A 17,466-nucleotide genomic window follows, 5' to 3' on the forward strand; every position below is an offset into this window, starting at 1 on the left:
CGCCCGATGAAACTGGCGATGAAGTTGCGCACTCGGCTGTTCTTGAGTATTTCCGCACTGATCACCGTCGCACTGCTCGGGCTCCTGCTCGGGCTGGTTAGCGTTATGCAGATGGCGGGGACACAGGAAGCGCTGATCCGAAACAACTTCGTCACCCTCGACTTGGGGCTGAAACTGCGGCAGACCCTGGGCGACCAGTTGATCATCATGCTCAGCGAGCAACCGGATACTGCTGCATTAGAGCAGTCCAGGCAGCAATACTATCGGTTGCTGGACGAAGGCATTGCCCTCAGCAACTCCGGCCAGGACGTTCAGTACGGTTTTGCACAGGCCAAGGCCGATTACCAGAGCTTCATTCAGGCCTATGACCAGTCGCCTGACACGAGGCACGTGCTTAGCGGCAATGGTGAGCTCACGGAAAAATTCAATGCGCTGCGCAACGGCCTGATCGCCGAGCACAAGCGCGCGCTGGATAACATCAGTGACACCGAGCGCCAGACTCGAGAGCGAGCGCTGCTGGTGGCTGGCCTGCTCGGGTTGGTGGGGTTGGCGGTGCTGATCATTGGCTTCATCACCGCTCATGCCATCGCCCGGCGTTTCGGCGCGCCGATCGAGGCCTTGGCCCAGGCGGCGGATAACATCGGGCAAGGTAATTTCGAAGTGACCCTGCCGATTTCCTCGGCAGAGGAAATGAACCAGCTGACCAAACGCTTCGGGATCATGGCCGAAGCCCTGCGCGAGCATCAAGCCACCAATGTCGACGAGTTGCTCGCCGGGCAGCAGCGTTTGCAGGCGGTGCTCGACAGTATCGACGACGGGTTGCTGATGATCGACCGCGAAGGTCATCTGGAACACCTCAATCCCGTGGCGCAGCGGCAGTTGGGCTGGGACACCGATCGACTCGGCCAGGGCCTGGGCACCGCGCTGGAGCGTCCCGAGCTTGATGGACAGCTGCAACTGGTGCTGCGCGGCGGGACCCTGGAGCGGGCGCCCGAAGACTTGAGCATCGAGGTCGATGGCGAGTCGCGATTGCTGACCTATAGCCTGACGCCGGTCAGCCACACTCAGGGCCATATTCTCGGCGCCGTGATGGTGTTGCATGACGTCACCGAGCAGCGCGCATTCGAGCGGGTGCGCAGCGAGTTCGTATTGCGTGCCTCCCACGAGCTGCGCACGCCGGTCACCGGAATGCATATGGCGTTCGGCCTGTTCCGCGAGCGCGCGCATTTTGCCCAGGACTCCCGTGAAGCCGATCTGCTGGACACCGTGAATGAAGAGATGCAGCGTCTGATGCAGTTGATCAACGACCTGCTGAACTTCTCGCGTTATCAGAACGGGTTGCAGAAACTGACGCTGGCGCCGTGTTCCATCGACGAATTGCTGGAACAGGCCCGGGCACGTTATGCCGGCGTGGCGGTGGAGAAGGGCATCAGCCTGTCGGTGGAAGTGCAGGGGCCATTGCCCTGGCTACAGGCCGATCAGCCGCAGCTGGACCGGGTGCTGGATAATCTGATCGACAACGCCTTGCGCCATACCGGCACCGACGGGCAAATCCGCTTGCAGGCTCGGCGCCATGGCGAGCGGGTGATCATCAGCGTCGAAGACAACGGCGAAGGGATTGCCTACGGTCAGCAGGGGCGGATCTTCGAACCCTTTGTCCAGGTCGGTCGCAAAAAAGGCGGTGCCGGGCTCGGCCTGGCACTGTGCAAGGAAATCGTGCAGTTGCATGGCGGGCGGATGGGCGTTTATTCGCGGCCGGGGCAGGGCACTCAGTTCTACATGGCGCTGGCGGTATAAGGCGCTTTCAGGCTTCGTCATCCATTCGCCTGCCGGCCAGTCGGCGGCCGCGGGTAATCAGTTCGATGAACTGCACCGCACTTAGCGCATGGGCGAAGAGCCAGCCCTGACCGTATTTCACCCCTTCACTGCTCAGGAACGCCGCTTGCGCTTCATGTTCGATGCCCTCGGCAATCACTTTCAGTTGCAGGGCCTGGGCCATGTGAATGATATGCGGTGCCACGCCGCTGCTGGCGGCGTCATGGCCCAGCGCATCAATGAAGGCCTTGTCGATTTTCAGGCAATCCACGGGCAGGGTTTGCAGGTAGGCGAGGCTGCAATAGCCGGTGCCGAAGTCGTCGATCAGCACCTGATGCCCGACATCGCGCAACGCTTGCAGGTTTTCCCGTGCCACCACCACGTCGATCAATCCGCGCTCGGTGACTTCGAATGCGATTTGCTTGGCCGCGACCCGGTGCAACGTCAGCAAGCGCGCCATCACCTGGCCGATACGCGGCACCATGACGTCGCAGGCCGCAAGATTGACCGAGATGTACAGCTGCGGATTGGCCCGCAGCAAGTGCCCCAACTGCTCAAGCAGGCGTTGCAGGACGAAGTCGGTCATCTGGCGGATCTGGCCGGTGTTTTCTGCCATCGGAATGAACAGGTCGGGGCTGGTCAGGGTGCCATCCGGTCGGCGCCAGCGGAGCAAGGCTTCGGCTCCGACGCAGTTGCGGCTGTCGAGATCGAAAATCGGTTGATACAACACTTGCAGCTCGCCTCGCCGGATCGCACCCGTCAGTTCCGCGTCCATCGACTGTCGCTGCCTTACCAGCAGGAACACCAGAAAACCCACGCATACCCCCAGCGCCAGGCTGGCCGGCAGTAACCACCACCAGACGGCTGGAACATGCATGCCGGTACGCGGCGTGATCAGCACCAGCTGGTATTCAGGATTGTTGGTAGGCATGCGGTAAATCAAACGAGTGTGCGTGACCTGCAGTGCATCGGGGCTTTTCGGGGGCCAGGGTTCGGTCGGCGGCCAGACCTGAGATGCACCCAGTACCGGAATCGCCCGCGTGCCGTGGTCGAGTACCACCAGCAGGCTGCTACCGGGTGACAGGTCGACCATGTCGGTCAAGTGCCCGCGAGAGGTCGCGACACGGAAATTACCGCGCCCGAGCATCAGTGCGGCCCGGTTTTCATCGGGTTCGGTGGTGGTGTTCAGCCAATAGCTGTAGGTGGGGCCCTTGATGTCCGGCGGTCGTATCAGCGACAGCCCTACCTGGCGGGGGCGGTTGGAGCAGATACGCGAAGCGTCCATATAAGCGGCTTCGTAAACGAAGCGGTAGTTGAAACTGACTTGCTGCAGCGTTGCGATCATTTCGTCATCGCAGCCCCGCAGCGGCTGCGCTTCAAGGTCGTCGAGGCTTTCGCGCAATTGCCCGAAAAGTTGTTCCAGTCGAGCCAGAAAGCGCTCGCCCTGGGCATTCATCTCTTCGCTTTCTCTCTGCTCGACCTGATGCATGGCCACGAACAGGCCACCCGTCATTAACAGGGTCGCGCTCAAGGCAGCAGCGAGCATCGCCAAAAACCAGGGGCGATAAAACCAACTACGTAATGTCTCACGAGCAGCAGGCATTGGGTACATCCGAAGAATTACCAATGAGTTATAGCTGCTGATTGAGAAAAAGCTCTTACCGTCGGGCGGGCGTCATTATTTTGTCTGATTCAAAACTTGTAAAAGCGCCGCTGTTTGCGCATCGGGGGTGCCGTCGAAGCGTGTCGGTCGGAAACGCATCTGGAAGGCCGCAATCACGTGGCGCGTCGCGACATCCAGCTCGCCAGTTTGCGGCGTGGGGTAACCCAGGCGGGCCAACTGCGCCTGATACCAACTGATGCCCGGCAACTGGACATCGAACTGAACCTGCTGACGGGCGACGGCCTGCTCGTTGGGCCAGATGCCCAAACCCTCGGCTGCCAGGCGTTTCCAGGGGAACAGCGGCCCTGGATCAAGCTTGCGCAACGGTGCGATGTCGCTATGCCCGATGATGTTGCGGGGGCTGATTGCATAACGTTTGCTGATGTCCTTGAGCAACACAATCAGGGACTGGACCTGGGCTTCGCTGTAGGGGTACCAGAGACGCCCGCCGTTCGGGGCATCCTTGAACCCCGGGTTGACGATTTCGATACCCAGGGAACTGGAGTTCAGCCAGGTTCGGCCTTGCCACTCACTCTCGCCGGCGTGCCATGCCCGCATGTTTTCATCCATCAGCTTATAGATGGTGGCTTTTTTGTCGTCGCCGATCAGGTAATGACTGCTGACTTCGCCATGGGTCAGCAACTGCAGCGAGCGTTCCTGCGACGCGGAGGTGTAATGCAGCACCACGAATTGAATACGGCTGTCGTGGTTGACAGAGGCATGACTGGTGTCGAAGCGGGGGCCACTGGCACAACCGGCTAACAGACCCAGAGACATGATTAGGGCAAGAAATTTCATGACGGGAGGCAGTACGCAAAAGACAATAATGCAACAGTGTAACGTACTGCTTCGCGCGAAGACGGACGGCGCCCGTGATTTAAACAAAATGGAACAAATGCCTTAGCCGATTTGCACCTGGTTTCGCCCGGCATGTTTAGCCCTGTATAGCGCCTGATCGGCTCTTTTCAATACCAGATCGCTATGTTCGCCGGCTTTGAACGTGGTCAACCCGATGGAAAGGGTGATGCTCACCGGCTCGCCCTTGAAGTGGAAAGGGCAGGCTTCAATAACGGCTCGCAATTTTTCCAGCAATTTCGCCCCGGCCACCGCGCCTGTGGCGGGCATCAGCAGGACAAACTCCTCCCCGCCAAACCGCGCAATGAAATCTGTCTCGCGAAGACGCTTGCGCAGCACGCCGGCGATGATTTTCAGTACCTTGTCGCCCGCCAGGTGGCCATAGTTGTCGTTGATGCGTTTGAAGTGATCGAGGTCAAGCATTGCCAGCAGCAAGGAGTTGCCCTGTTGCTGCCATTGGCTGATTTCATGGTCGAGCCGTTCAGCCCAAGCCGCACGGTTGGGCAGGCCGGTCAGCGGGTCAATCAAGGCTTTCTGGCGCTGTTCTTCGAGATGCTCACGATAGCCCAGGGCTTCCTGTTCCATGTGGGCCACCCGCTCGGCCAGACTTTGTAGGCGCGCCGCGACTTCCTGCTCGCGCTCGTCACGCTGCTTCTGATGGTGGTCCATGGTGCCGAGCAGACCTTCAAGATGGTTTTCCAGGGCGCGTTTGAGGCCATCCAGATCCGCGGCTTGCTGCAAGCTGCTCTGCAAGCCGTCGACCTGATCGCGGATCTGCGTGTCCATTTCCCGTGCCGCCGAACGGTTATCGGCATGGCCCTCGCTGGCGGCTTGCAAGTTGCTCTGGAACGACTCGAGACGCTCGTTGAGTTGCTGCAGATAGGTTTCGAACTCGTGCTGGCCGCTGTCGTTGATCGCCAGCATCAAGGTTGCCAGATCGTCGAGAATTGGTAGCAATTCGTACCAATTCAAGCCATTTCGCAGGCGTTCACGCATCGCTTCCGCTTGGGGGCGATGACGTTCGGGTAAGCTCAGGTCGTCAAGCAGGCCTAATAGCCTGTCTTCTATGTGCTGGGCCACCGAGCTGTAAGAAGGCTCGGGGGAATCCGGAAGGGCATAAACGTTATCTTGCTCGGCTTGCTCCGGATCGACGGCGATAATGGCCTGAGCCATGGCTGACGGATCGGGCAGGCTTTGCTCAATCGCTGTCGCGATCACGCAAGGCGTTGGCTCTATTGGTTGTTCATGGTCCGCTTGAGTTGATGGCTCTGGCAGTATTTCCCGAGCTTGCAGCGGCTCAAGAAGGGGTGGAACGATCGTCAGGACAGAAGGAGACGGTGTCGGTTCAGCCGGCGCTTGCGCTACGAGGGTGACGACCTGTGGTGCCGCCATTTCATCTGCGTCACGACTGCCAAACAGCCGTTGCAGCAAACCCGGGCGACCGGGCTCTACCGGATTTTCCAGCTGACCCAGTGCCTTGCCTTGCAGGCCGCTCAGTTCGCTGAGCAGCAACGGGATCTCACGTGCCTGACTGACGCGTGAGTCCAGCTGTTTGCTGAAATCCTTGAGTGATCGGCTGACTTCCCGGGGCAGCGGCAATGTTTGCAGTTGCGCAACCAGCGCGGTCAGGGAGGCGCTGGTCTGATTGATCCGGGTTTCGCGGCGTTGTTCAGAGTCGAGCACGGCTTTTTCCAGCCGTGGAAGCAGGGCAGCCAGACCAGCGTCCATGTCATCGGTGCGTATGACTTCGCGCATTTCTTTCATGCACTGGTCAACCGCGCGATCGGTGCCCTCGGCCGCCAAGGTGCTGCGCACCAGTCCACGGCGCAACAAGTCGAGCCGGGCGTCCCATCGACGCTCGAGCTTTTCCTGTTGTTCGACGCTTTTGAGGTACTTCTCTTTCCAGCGCTGTGTTTCGTCGCTCATTCATGGGGTCCGCGATGGTGCAGGACTCAGTGCAGGCAATGAATCGGCCGTGAGCGAACCCGGCAGACGAATCTCTACCGCGACTGGCAGGTGATCGGAAATGGGTTGTGCCAGCACCTCGACCTTTTCCAGGGTCAGGGTCGGGCTCAGCAGGATATGGTCCAGGCAGCGCTGCGGGCGCCAGCTGGGGAAGGTCGCTTCCAGCTGTGGTGCGAGCAGGCCAAGATCGCGTAACGGCGAGTTTTGCAACAAGTCACTGGCATGGGTATTCATGTCGCCCATCAGCACCTGGTGTTTATAACCCCCGATCAACTCGCGGATGTAGGCCAGTTGCATGCTGCGGGCGCGGGCGCCCAGCGCCAGGTGCATCATGACCACCACCAATGCTTCCGGACCTTCACCAAAACGCACCAGAATGGCTCCGCGGCCCTTGGGTCCCGGCAGCGGATGATCTTCAATCGCCCACGGGCGCAGGCGGCTGAGCACGCCGTTGCTGTGCTGGCCGAGGCGTCCCAGGTTGCGATTGAGTTGTTGATACCAGTAAGGGAACGCACCGAGCTGCGCCAGGTGCTCGACCTGATTGACGTAGCCGGATCGCAGGCTGCCGCCATCGACTTCCTGCAGGGCGACCAGATCGAAGTCGCCCAGCAGGTTGCCGATTTTTTGCAGATTGTCGGCACGTCCGGTGTGCGGCAGCAGATGTTGCCAGCCGCGAGTCAGATAGTGCCGATACCGCTCGGTACTGATGCCGACCTGGATATTGAAACTGAGCAAGCGCAGGCGGCTGTCTGCGGGTAGGCCCGTTGATTCCAGATGATGTTCGTTGACCCGCGGATCATGCAGGCCAACGATTCGTTCAGTACCCCAGCGGCGCATGGCAGGCCCCGCGCTTAGTTAGCGGCAGCCTTGGTTGCGGCTCGCTCTTTGTCGACCAGTTTTTCGGCCAGTTGCAGGGCTTGTTCGGCGCCGCCGGCGGAACCGATGTCAAAACGATATTTACCGTTGACGATCATGGTAGGTACGCCAGTGATTTCATATTTCTTGGCAAGCTCGCGGGCTTGAACGACCTGGCCCTTGATGGCGAAGGAGTTGAACGTGGCGAGGAATTTATCCTTGTCTACACCTTGAGTGGCGAGGAACTCCGCCATTTCTTCCGGGGTCACCAGCTTTTTGTGCTCTTCCTGAATTGCCTTGAACACCGCGGTGTGAACCTTGTGCTCGACACCCATGGATTCCAGGGTCAGGAACATTTGGCCGTGGGCATCCCAAGGGCCGCCGAACATGGCCGGGATGCGCTTGAAATTCACGTCGGATGGAAGTTTTTCAACCCAGGGATTGATCACCGGCTCGAATTTGTAGCAATGCGGGCAGCCATACCAGAACAGCTCCACCACTTCGATCTTGCCAGGCACGGCAACCGGAACTGGATTGCTCAGTTCCACATAAGGTGCGGCAGGTGCTTCGGCGGCTTGGGCAGTCATGCCGAACAGGCTGGCAGCGACGAGTGCGGCGCTGATGATCAGATTACGCATGCTTTACTCCTGGACAAATTGGGTCGCCTCGCGCGACCTGTTTTCAGACAGGTCATGGCGGGCTTGAGTTCTGTAGTGTAACGGCAGCGGCCACAAAAAAGGGCGGCCAAAGCCACCCTTTTTATGCTTGCATCGACAGATTAATCGAGCGTTAACATTGCAAGAGATGTGCATCCCTCGCAATGTCCGCCCGCTGGTCTCAGTGCAGGCCTTGAATATAGCTGGAGACTGCAGCGATATCTTCGTCGCTCAGCTTTTTGGCAATGCTTTGCATCGGTTTGGTGTCACCATCGTTGGCCCGACCGCCTTCTTCCTTGCGGAAGTCGGTCAGTTGCTTGGCGATATATTGAGCATGTTGACCACCCAGATGGGGGAAGCCGGCCGCCGCGTTGCCCTTGCCGTCTGGAGCGTGGCAGCCGGTGCAGGATGGCAGGCCCTTGGCCAGGTCTCCACCACGGAACAAGGCTTCACCGCGAGCGACGACTTTCGGATCGGCGGCACCAACACTGCCTTTCTGGCTGGCGAAGAAGGCAGACATATCAGCCAGGTCCTGATCGCTCAGGTTGGTGAGCAGGCCGGTCATTTCCAGTACGACACGCTTGCCGGACTTGATGTCGTGCAACTGCTTGTTCAGATAACGTTCGCCCTGGCCCGCCAGTTTCGGAAAGTTAGGCGCCATGCTGTTGCCATCCGGGCCATGACAGGCGCCACATACTGCGGCTTTCGCCTGACCAGCAGTTGCATCACCTGCAGCATGGGCTATGCCGGAGATCCCCACGGTCAACAGCAGACTCACGATCAATTTGTTCATCAGCTAATCCAACTACGGCTAAGGGTTAAAGAGTTATGGACCGGAATCACTCGCTCATCCACTGGATGATGGCTCGGTAATCCTCGGCACTGCAGTCCATGCACAAACCACGCGGCGGCATCGCCTTGAAACCCTGGGTCACGTGTTGCACCAGCGTCTCCATACCTTTCGCCAACCTCGGCGTCCAAGCTTCCTGATCGCCCTTTCTGGGCGCCATGGGTAGTTGGCCGGAATGACAGGCACCACAAACACGGTTGTACACAGCTTCCGGATCCTGTGTAGCCTGAGCGCTGTAAAGCGGCATCAAGATACCGGCAGCTAGCAGCCATTTCGTCATAAAACGACCTTTTCAGGGTTGAGAGCGTTCTGCGTTCTAATGCGCAATCAAGGTCAATCGCTCTCGTGAACTTCATCCTACGCTGGGACAAAGCGCACACAAAATCTGCGGCATTATATACTGGCGTCACTGAAACGGAAACGACACCGCTTGCCGCGTCCATTCCCGGCGCCGCCCACATCGGAAATCCCATGCAATTCAAGAACCCCATCCTCGGCCTGTGCCAACAGTCCACCTTCATGCTCAGCGCCGCCAAAGTCGACCAATGTCCTGACGACGAAGGCTTTGAAGTGGCCTTCGCCGGGCGTTCCAACGCCGGCAAGTCCAGTGCGCTGAACACCCTGACGCATGCCAGCCTGGCGCGAACCTCGAAAACTCCGGGGCGTACGCAGCTGCTGAACTTCTTCAAGCTAGACGATGAACGTCGTCTGGTCGACCTGCCGGGTTACGGTTACGCAAAAGTACCGATCCCGTTGAAGATGCACTGGCAACGTCACCTGGAAGCCTATCTGGGCGGCCGCGAGAGTTTGAAAGGGTTGATTCTGATGATGGATATCCGTCATCCAATGACCGACTTCGACCTGCTGATGCTCGACTGGGCCGTCGCCGCAGGCATGCCGATGCACATTCTGCTGACCAAAGCGGACAAGTTGACCTACGGCGCGGCGAAAAACACCTTGCTCAAGGTTCAGGCCGAGATTCGTAAAGGCTGGGGCGATGCCGTGACGATTCAGCTGTTTTCCGCACCCAAACGCCTGGGTCTGGAAGACGCCTACACTGTACTGGCAGGCTGGATGGAGCTGGCGGACAAGGGCGCCGAGGCTGCCGAGTAAAGGCTGGCGGATTAAATCGCGGGCAAAAAAAACCCCGGACTTCTATGGGGAGGGGGAAGTTCCGGGGTTCAAGCTCCGGACCGCTAGGGCGGGGTCCAGATATCTGCCAACACTTAACACAACATAGGAGCATCGAAGGGCTTCACCAGCCATTCAGTTATTCTGAGTCGCGTTTCACGGGTTTAGTTCCTGAAGGTCTGGAAAACCATTCGAAATAAGCCAGTTCATTTTCCGCGATAAGCGTCTTTTGTCTTCTCTGCCGCGGCACTATGTCGCAGCAGGGACCCCTGTAGGAGCGAGCTTGCTCGCGAAGGTCGTTAACGATAACGCGTGTTCAATGGCTAAACGCGGCGCTCTTGAGTTCTTCGCGAGCAAGCTTCGCTCCTACATGGATAGGCTCTAGTGAGCCTCATCCCAATTATTTCCCACACCCACCTCGACCAACAGCGGAACATCCAGCTTCGCTGCTTCGCTCATATGCACGCGAATTTCCTCACGAACCTGGTCGATCAGGTCTTCACGCACCTCAAGCACCAATTCATCGTGCACCTGCAGGATGACTTTGGCGTCGAGGCCTGAGGAGGTCAGCCAGTTATCCACGGCGACCATGGCTTTCTTGATGATGTCTGCCGCGGTGCCTTGCATCGGGGCGTTGATCGCCGTGCGTTCGGCGCCTTTGCGCAGGGCCGGGTTTTTCGCATTGATTTCCGGCAGGTACAGGCGACGACCGAAGATGGTTTCGACGTAACCCTGTTCTGCGGCCTGGGCGCGGGTGCGCTCCATGTACTCCAGCACACCGGGATAGCGGGTGAAGTAACGGTCGATATAAGCCTGGGATTGCTTGCGATCGACGCCGATCTGCTTGGCCAGGCCAAAGGCGCTCATGCCGTAGATCAAACCGAAGTTGATCGCCTTGGCACTACGTCGCTGGTCGGTGGTGACCGCTTCCAGTTCGACCCCGAAGACTTCCGCCGCCGTGGCTCTGTGCACGTCCAGGTCATTGCGGAAGGCGTACAGCAAGCCTTCGTCCTTGGCCAGGTGAGCCATGATCCGCAGTTCGATTTGCGAATAGTCCGCGGCCAACAGCTTGTAGCCTTTCGGCGCGACGAACGCCTGGCGGATCCGCCGGCCTTCGGCGGTACGGATCGGAATGTTTTGCAGGTTGGGATCGATGGACGACAAGCGTCCGGTGGCGGCAACGGCTTGCTGGTAAGACGTATGGATGCGGCCGGTGCGAGCGTTTATCTGCTCTGGTAAACGGTCGGTATAGGTGCTTTTTAGTTTGCTCAGCGAGCGGTACTGCATCAGCACCTTGGGCAGCGGGTAGTCCTGTTCGGCCAACTCGGCCAACACCGCTTCGGCCGTCGAGGCCTGGCCCTTGGCGGTTTTGCTGAGAACCGGCAAGCCGAGCTTCTCGTAAAGGATCACGCCCAGTTGTTTCGGCGAGCCAAGGTTGAATTCTTCACCGGCGATGGCGAAGGCTTCCCGCTCAAGGGCGACCAGCTTCTCGCCCAACTCGACGCTCTGGATACCCAGCAGGTTGGCGTCCACGAGTGCGCCCTGGCGTTCGATACGGGCCAGCACGGGCATCAGCGGCATTTCAATCTCGTTCAGCACTTTGCCCAGGCTTGGCGTGGCGGCCAGTTTTTCCTGCAATGCCAGGTGCAGACGGAAGGTGACATCGGCGTCTTCGGCGGCATAGGGGCCCGCCAACTCAAGAGAGATCTGGTCGAAGGTCAGCTGTTTGACGCCTTTACCCGCGATCCCCTGAATGTCGGTCTTGCTTTGGCCCAGGTACTTGAGCGCCAGGCTGTCCATGTCGTGGCGGGTGGCTGTCGAGTCGAGTACGTAGGACTCGAGCATGGTGTCGTAGGCAATGCCTCGGACCACGATCCCGTTGTTCTGATCGCCACCGATAGCGCAATTGGCGAGGATGTTGGTTTCGAACTTGGCGTGCTGGCCGACTTTCATTTTGTTCGGGTTTTCCAGCAGCGGTTTCAACGCCAGCAGCACGCTGTCGCGATCCAGTTGCTCCGGCACGCCCATGTAGGAATGGGTCAGCGGGATGTAGGCGGCTTCGTTGGCCGCGACGGAAAACGACAGGCCCACCAGCTGCGAGTGTTGGGCGTCGCTGCCATTGGTCTCGGTGACGAAGGCGATCAGCGGTGCCTTGTCGAGCTTGGCCAGCCAGGCCTCGAAGCGCTTCTGGTCGAGGATGGTTTCGTACTTGGCTTCTGCGGCGCCTGGCTGTTCCTGGACGACTTCGACTATGTCCTGTCCCGAGCGCTTGGCATCGCGCTGGTTCTCTTCGAACCAGCTCTTGAATTCCAGCAGGGTGTACAACTCGGCGAGCTTGTCGTGGTCCGGCTTGCCCATTTGCAAGTCGTCCAGGCCGATATCCAGCGGCACATCGATCTTGATCGTCGCCAGTCGATAGGAGAGAAATGCCATCTCCTTGTGCTCTTCGAGCTTGGCCGGCAGGGTCTTGGCCCCACGAATCGGCAGGGTCGGAACGATATCGAGCTGCGCGTAGAGCTCGGTCAGGCCGCCATTCACGCCGACCAGCAGACCGGAAGCGGTCTTCGGGCCGATACCTGGAACGCCCGGAATGTTGTCGGACGAATCGCCCATCAGTGCCAGATAATCGATGATCTGCTCGGGAGCGACACCGAATTTCTCCTTCACGCCCTCCACGTCCAGCGCGCTACCGGTCATGGTATTGACCAAGGTAATGTGCCCGTCGACCAGTTGCGCCATGTCCTTGTCGCCCGTGGAGATGACCACCGGGCGGTCGGCGGCGGCACTGCTGCGGGCCAGGGTGCCGATCACGTCGTCCGCTTCGACGTTGTCCACGCACAGCAACGGGAAGCCCAGGGCCTTGACGCTGGCATGCAGTGGCTCGATCTGGACTCGCATGTCGTCGGGCATGCTCGGGCGATTGGCCTTGTACTCGGCGAACATTTCGTCGCGGAAGGTCCCGCCCTTTGCGTCGAACACCACGGCGAACGGACTGTCCGGGTACTGCTTGCGCAGACTCTTGAGCATGTTCAACACGCCTTTGACCGCCCCGGTCGGCAGGCCTTTGGACGTGGTGAGCGGTGGCAGGGCGTGAAAGGCGCGGTACAGGTAAGAAGAACCGTCCACCAGGACGAGGGGGGCTTGGCTCATGAGCAGGATCAACCTTTTCGGCGGGTCCGGCGCTAGAATAGCGGGACCGTTGACGACAAAGGGACAAGGTTATCATGCGCACACTAAATCGCTTGCTGTTGGCTGGCTTGTTTGCAGTCACCCCATTGGCCGTCATGGCGGCGGACGATGCACCGTCGCCGGAACCGGATGTAACCATCCGTACCGAGGGCGACAACACGATCAAGGAGTACCGCCAGAACGGTTTCCTGTATGCCATCCAGGTGACGCCGAGTGTCGGCAAACCTTACTTTCTGGTGCGTGCCGATGGCTCGGACGGTAACTTCATCCGCTCGGATCAGCCCGATATGCTGATTCCGTCGTGGAAGATCTTTGAGTGGAAATAGTTTCCTAATTTCAATCGGCGCTGGCTCATGTGGCAGCGCCCGTACTGGCAGTTTTAACCATGTCTGTGTTTACCCCGCTGGCTCGGCCCGAGCTGGAAACCTTTCTCGCCCCATACGGGCTCGGCCGCCTGCTTGATTTCCAGGGGATTGCCGCCGGTAGCGAAAACACCAATTTCTTTATCAGCCTGGAGCAGGGCGAATATGTCCTGACCCTGGTGGAGCGTGGCCCGGTCCAGGAAATGCCGTTCTTCATCGAACTGCTGGACGTGCTGCACAACGCCGATCTGCCGGTGCCCTACGCCCTGCGTACCACCGATGGCGTGGCGTTGCGCGAACTGGCCGGCAAACCGGCGCTGTTGCAACCGCGCCTGGCCGGCAAACACATCAAGCAGGCGAACGCCCAGCATTGCGCTCAGGTCGGCGAGCTGCTGGCTCATCTGCATCTGGCCACCCAGGCCAATATGATCAAGCGCAAGACCGATCGCGGCCTTGACTGGATGCAGGAGGAGGGCACGCAACTGCTTTCCCACCTGAATGCCGAGCAGAGCGATCTGTTGCAGCGGGCGCTGGAGGAAATCACCCGGCAGAAGACGAAAATTCTGGCCCTGCCGCGCGCCAACATCCACGCCGACCTGTTCCGCGACAATGCGATGTTCGAAGGCACGCACCTGACCGGGCTGATCGACTTCTACAACGCCTGCTCGGGACCGATGCTCTACGACGTGGCGATCGCCTTGAATGACTGGTGTTCGGACGAGGACGGGAAGATCGACGGGCCGCGGGCGCGCGCATTGCTGGGGGCTTATGCGGCACTACGCCCCTTTACCGCGGCGGAGGCCGAGTTGTGGCCGACGATGTTGCGAGTGGCCTGTGTGCGGTTCTGGCTGTCGAGGTTGATCGCTGCGGAATCGTTTGCCGGGCAGGATGTGTTGATCCACGATCCGATGGAGTTTCAGCAACGGCTGGCGCAGCGGCAGAAGGTCAGCACGCCGCTACCGTTCGCCCTCTGAATTGTGGCGAGGGAGCTTGCTCCCGCTGGGACGCGAAGCGGCCCCAAGATGGGCCTGCTGCGCAGGCCAGCGGGAGCAAGCTCCCTCGCCACAGGGTTATCGCAGTATTTACAACGACTCCAGACACCCCGCCAAATCATTCCCCAACTTCTCCAGCACCTGCTCATACCCTTGAGCGGTCGCCGGCGTGTACCCGCCCAACGCATCCAGCTCCGCCAGTTTCACCGGCAAGCCTGCCACCAGGGTTTCCGCCAGCCGCGGCCGCAGCGGCGGTTCGCTGAATACGCAGGTCTTGCCGACTTCCTGCAATCGGGTACGCATGGCCGCCACGTGCTGGGCGCCAGGCTGGACTTCGGCCGCGACGCTGAATACGCCGGCATGCTTGAGGCCATAAGCGTCTTCGAAGTAGTCAAAGGCTTCGTGGAACACGAAGTAAGGTTTGCCTTCAATACCGGCCAGTCGTTTCTTCAAGCGCAGGTCCAGCGCATCCAGACGCTCATCGAAGGCCTTGAGATTGCTCTGGTAGCGGGCCCCATTGGCCGGATCGGCCGCAGTCAGGTCGGCGGCCATTTTCGTCGCGATCACACGAGCATTGACCGGCGACAACCAAAGATGCGCATCCAGGCTGCCGGGGCGGTGATCATGGTCATGTTCGTCGGCTTCTTCGGCATGTGAGTGGTTGTCTTCGGCGAAATGGCGCAGTTTCAGGCCGGGCAGATCCTGCACGGCAACGCTCGGCAGCGTACGGCCATTGAGTACCCGAGGCAGGAAACCTTCCATGTCCGGACCGATCCAGTACAGCAGATCCACCGCCTGCACCTTCCGTACGTCGGATGGACGCAAGGCGTAGTTATGCGGCGAGGCGCCGGGGGGCAGCAGCACTTCGGGAATGGCCACGCCGTCCTGCACCGCAGCGGCGATCAACTGCAGGGGCTTGATGCTGGTGAGGACTTTGACGTCGGCTTGCGCCGAACCGATCAGCAGAAAAGTTGCGATAAATGCGACAAAGATAGAAAAAAGTCGGGACACGATGACCACTCGAAGAGGCGAGAACGGGTAACATAATAACGTCTCTCACAAACCTCGTCGCCGCTCATGCCTAAAACACCGATAGCCAGCCGTCCCCACGACCACTCTCACTGCGTTCATAGCGCACTGTCTGAGGCCGATGCCCTGTGCGCTCGTCAGGGCCTGCGCCTGACCGCCCTGCGTCGGCGGGTGCTGGAACTGGTATGGCAAAGCCACAAGCCATTGGGTGCCTACGACATTCTGGCGGTGCTCAGCGAGCAGGACGGTCGCCGCGCCGCACCACCGACGGTGTACCGCGCGCTGGATTTCCTGCTGGAAAACGGCCTCGTCCACCGTATTTCCTCGTTGAACTCGTTCGTCGGCTGCAACCACCCGGGACATGCTCACCAGGGTCAGTTCCTGATCTGCCGCGCATGCCATGCCGCCATCGAGCTGGAACAGGAATCCATCAGCGACGCGATCATCGGCAGCGCCAAAGAGGTCGGATTCGTCGTCGAAGGCCAGACCGTTGAAGTGGTCGGTCTCTGCTCGGGTTGCCAGGAGGCTTGATGAGCAATGCGCTGATCCGCCTCGAGCAGGTTGCCGTCACATTCGCCGGGCAAAACGTGCTGGATAACATCGAACTGAGCGTCGAGCCGGGGCAGATCGTGACCCTGATCGGCCCCAATGGCGCCGGCAAGACCACTCTGGTGCGCGCCGTGCTTGGCCTGCTGAAGCCGGACAGCGGCAGCGTCTGGCGCAAGCCGAAATTGCGGGTCGGCTACATGCCGCAGAAACTGCATGTCGATCCGACGTTGCCGCTTTCGGTGCTGCGCTTCTTGCGTCTGGTGCCGGGTGTGGATCGCGCCCGGGCCTTGGCCGCGCTCAAGGAAGTCGGCGCCGAGCAGGTGATCGACAGCCCGGTGCAAAGCGTTTCCGGGGGTGAAATGCAGCGCGTGTTGCTGGCTCGGGCATTGCTGCGCGAGCCGGAGTTGCTAGTACTCGATGAGCCGGTACAAGGCGTGGATGTGGCCGGTCAGGCCGAGCTTTACAGCCTGATCACTCGATTGCGCGACCGTCACGGTTGCGGGGTGTTGATGGTGTCCCATGACTTGCATCTGGTGATGAGCACCACCGACCAGGTGGTCTGCCTGAATCGTCACGTCTGCTGCTCCGGGCATCCCGAGCAGGTCAGTGGCGACCCGGCTTTCGTCGAGCTGTTCGGCAAGAACGCGCAAAGCCTGGCGATTTACCACCACCATCACGACCACGCCCATGACCTGCATGGATCGGTGGTCAGCGCGGCCCCGGCGGCCCATACCCACGTTCACGGAGATAGCTGCAAGCATGGCTGACTTTCTGCTCTACGCCCTGCTTGCAGGTCTGGCCCTGGCACTGGTCGCAGGGCCGCTGGGTTCATTCGTGGTCTGGCGGCGCATGGCCTATTTCGGCGACACCCTGTCCCATGCCGCACTGCTCGGCGTGGCGCTGGGCTTTTTGCTGGATGTCAGCCCGACTGTGGCGGTCACCGTAGGCTGTCTCCTGTTGGCAGTGTTGCTGGTGACCTTGCAACAGCGCCAGCCGCTGGCGTCCGACACGCTTTTGGGAATTCTCGCTCCCAGCACCCTCTCTCTGGGCCTGGTGGTACTAAGCTTCATGCATGAAGTGCGGATCGACCTGATGGCCTATCTGTTCGGCGACCTGCTGGCGATCAGTCCAACCGACCTGGCCTGGATACTCGGGGGCAGTGCGGGGGTACTGGCTTTGCTGGTGGCGTTGTGGCGGCCAATGCTGGCGATTACGGTCCATGAAGAGCTGGCCAAGGTGGAAGGTTTGCCGGTCGCGGCATTGCGCCTGGCCCTGATGCTGTTGATCGCGGTAGTGATTGCGGTGGCGATGAAGATCGTCGGTGTATTGCTGATTACTTCACTGCTGATTATCCCGGCGGCTGCGGCACAGCGTCACGCCCGGTCACCGGAGCAGATGGCACTGGGCGCGAGCGTGCTGGGCATGCTCGCGGTCTGTGGCGGGTTGGCACTGTCGTGGTTCAAGGACACTCCGGCGGGCCCGTCTATTGTGGTGGCGGCCGCCGCGCTGTTTCTGCTGAGTTTTGTCCTGCCCCGTCGAGGGGTGTAGACTTGCT

The 17,466-nt window shown here is 60.0% G+C and carries 16 protein-coding genes; 7 read left to right on the plus strand and 9 right to left on the minus strand.

Annotated elements, in window-relative coordinates; translation table 11 throughout:
• Nucleotides 1–6: 6 nt before the first annotated feature.
• Nucleotides 7–1,797, plus strand: coding sequence for a KinB sensor domain-containing domain (locus tag ACA041_RS00230; RefSeq protein ID WP_497439369.1), 1,791 nt, complete (start codon nt 7–9; stop codon nt 1,795–1,797).
• Between the two features lie 7 nt (nt 1,798–1,804).
• On the opposite strand, the gene ACA041_RS00235 is transcribed toward ACA041_RS00230, so the two are convergent.
• From ACA041_RS00235 to ACA041_RS00265, 7 genes are all read right to left on the minus strand, one after another.
• A complete protein-coding gene (locus ACA041_RS00235) occupies nt 1,805–3,418 on the minus strand; it encodes an EAL domain-containing protein (protein ID WP_497439370.1) in 1,614 nt (537 codons plus the stop codon).
• A gap of 75 nt (nt 3,419–3,493) precedes the next feature.
• The gene (locus ACA041_RS00240) at nt 3,494–4,276 is read right to left on the minus strand and encodes an N-acetylmuramoyl-L-alanine amidase (protein WP_497439371.1); all 783 of its coding nucleotides are present in this window, start codon (nt 4,274–4,276) and stop codon (nt 3,494–3,496) included.
• A 102-nt stretch (nt 4,277–4,378) separates the two neighbouring features.
• Nucleotides 4,379–6,259: a GGDEF domain-containing protein gene (locus ACA041_RS00245; RefSeq protein ID WP_497439372.1), complete on the minus strand. Its 1,881-nt coding sequence runs from the start codon at nt 6,257–6,259 to the stop codon at nt 4,379–4,381.
• A complete protein-coding gene (locus ACA041_RS00250) occupies nt 6,260–7,135 on the minus strand; it encodes an endonuclease/exonuclease/phosphatase family protein (protein WP_497439373.1) in 876 nt (291 codons plus the stop codon).
• A 14-nt stretch (nt 7,136–7,149) separates the two neighbouring features.
• A complete protein-coding gene (locus ACA041_RS00255; RefSeq protein WP_497439374.1) occupies nt 7,150–7,791 on the minus strand; it encodes a thiol:disulfide interchange protein DsbA/DsbL in 642 nt (213 codons plus the stop codon).
• Between the two features lie 199 nt (nt 7,792–7,990).
• Nucleotides 7,991–8,602, minus strand: a complete 612-nt coding sequence (locus ACA041_RS00260) for a c-type cytochrome (protein WP_497439375.1) — start codon at nt 8,600–8,602, stop codon at nt 7,991–7,993.
• A gap of 46 nt (nt 8,603–8,648) precedes the next feature.
• Nucleotides 8,649–8,939 (minus strand): c-type cytochrome, encoded by a 291-nt coding sequence (locus ACA041_RS00265; protein WP_154849577.1) that lies wholly within the window; start codon nt 8,937–8,939, stop codon nt 8,649–8,651.
• A gap of 191 nt (nt 8,940–9,130) precedes the next feature.
• Here ACA041_RS00265 and yihA point away from each other — a divergent pair, with 191 nt between their 5' ends.
• The gene (gene yihA, locus ACA041_RS00270; protein WP_497439376.1) at nt 9,131–9,772 is read left to right on the plus strand and encodes a ribosome biogenesis GTP-binding protein YihA/YsxC; all 642 of its coding nucleotides are present in this window, start codon (nt 9,131–9,133) and stop codon (nt 9,770–9,772) included.
• 399 nt (nt 9,773–10,171) lie between these two features.
• Here yihA and polA read toward each other — a convergent pair whose 3' ends face one another.
• On the minus strand, nt 10,172–12,940 hold the full coding sequence (polA, locus tag ACA041_RS00275) for a DNA polymerase I (RefSeq protein ID WP_497439377.1): 2,769 nt from the start codon (nt 12,938–12,940) through the stop codon (nt 10,172–10,174).
• Between the two features lie 74 nt (nt 12,941–13,014).
• Here polA and ACA041_RS00280 point away from each other — a divergent pair, with 74 nt between their 5' ends.
• Together ACA041_RS00280 and ACA041_RS00285 are read left to right on the plus strand one after the other, a co-directional pair.
• Nucleotides 13,015–13,305, plus strand: coding sequence for a DUF2782 domain-containing protein (locus ACA041_RS00280; protein ID WP_150765438.1), 291 nt, complete (start codon nt 13,015–13,017; stop codon nt 13,303–13,305).
• A gap of 59 nt (nt 13,306–13,364) precedes the next feature.
• Nucleotides 13,365–14,315 carry a homoserine kinase gene (locus ACA041_RS00285; RefSeq protein ID WP_497439378.1) on the plus strand — a complete coding sequence of 317 codons (951 nt, stop codon included), beginning with the start codon at nt 13,365–13,367 and terminating at the stop codon, nt 14,313–14,315.
• A 108-nt stretch (nt 14,316–14,423) separates the two neighbouring features.
• Here ACA041_RS00285 and ACA041_RS00290 read toward each other — a convergent pair whose 3' ends face one another.
• Nucleotides 14,424–15,344 (minus strand): zinc ABC transporter substrate-binding protein, encoded by a 921-nt coding sequence (locus ACA041_RS00290; RefSeq protein WP_497439379.1) that lies wholly within the window; start codon nt 15,342–15,344, stop codon nt 14,424–14,426.
• Nucleotides 15,345–15,410: 66 nt separating this feature from the next.
• Here ACA041_RS00290 and ACA041_RS00295 point away from each other — a divergent pair, with 66 nt between their 5' ends.
• Genes ACA041_RS00295 through znuB form a run of 3 tightly spaced genes read left to right on the plus strand, consistent with a single transcriptional unit; the run spans nt 15,411 to nt 17,459 of the window.
• Nucleotides 15,411–15,893, plus strand: coding sequence for a Fur family transcriptional regulator (locus ACA041_RS00295; RefSeq protein WP_497439380.1), 483 nt, complete (start codon nt 15,411–15,413; stop codon nt 15,891–15,893).
• On the plus strand, nt 15,893–16,678 hold the full coding sequence (gene znuC, locus ACA041_RS00300; RefSeq protein ID WP_461956473.1) for a zinc ABC transporter ATP-binding protein ZnuC: 786 nt from the start codon (nt 15,893–15,895) through the stop codon (nt 16,676–16,678). The genes ACA041_RS00295 and znuC overlap by 1 nt, the downstream gene beginning before the upstream one ends.
• A complete protein-coding gene (znuB, locus tag ACA041_RS00305; RefSeq protein WP_497439381.1) occupies nt 16,671–17,459 on the plus strand; it encodes a zinc ABC transporter permease subunit ZnuB in 789 nt (262 codons plus the stop codon). Before znuC ends, znuB begins: the two co-directional genes overlap by 8 nt.
• Nucleotides 17,460–17,466 lie beyond the last annotated feature (7 nt).

The sequence above is a fragment of the Pseudomonas sp. LBUM1676 genome (assembly GCF_059695605.1).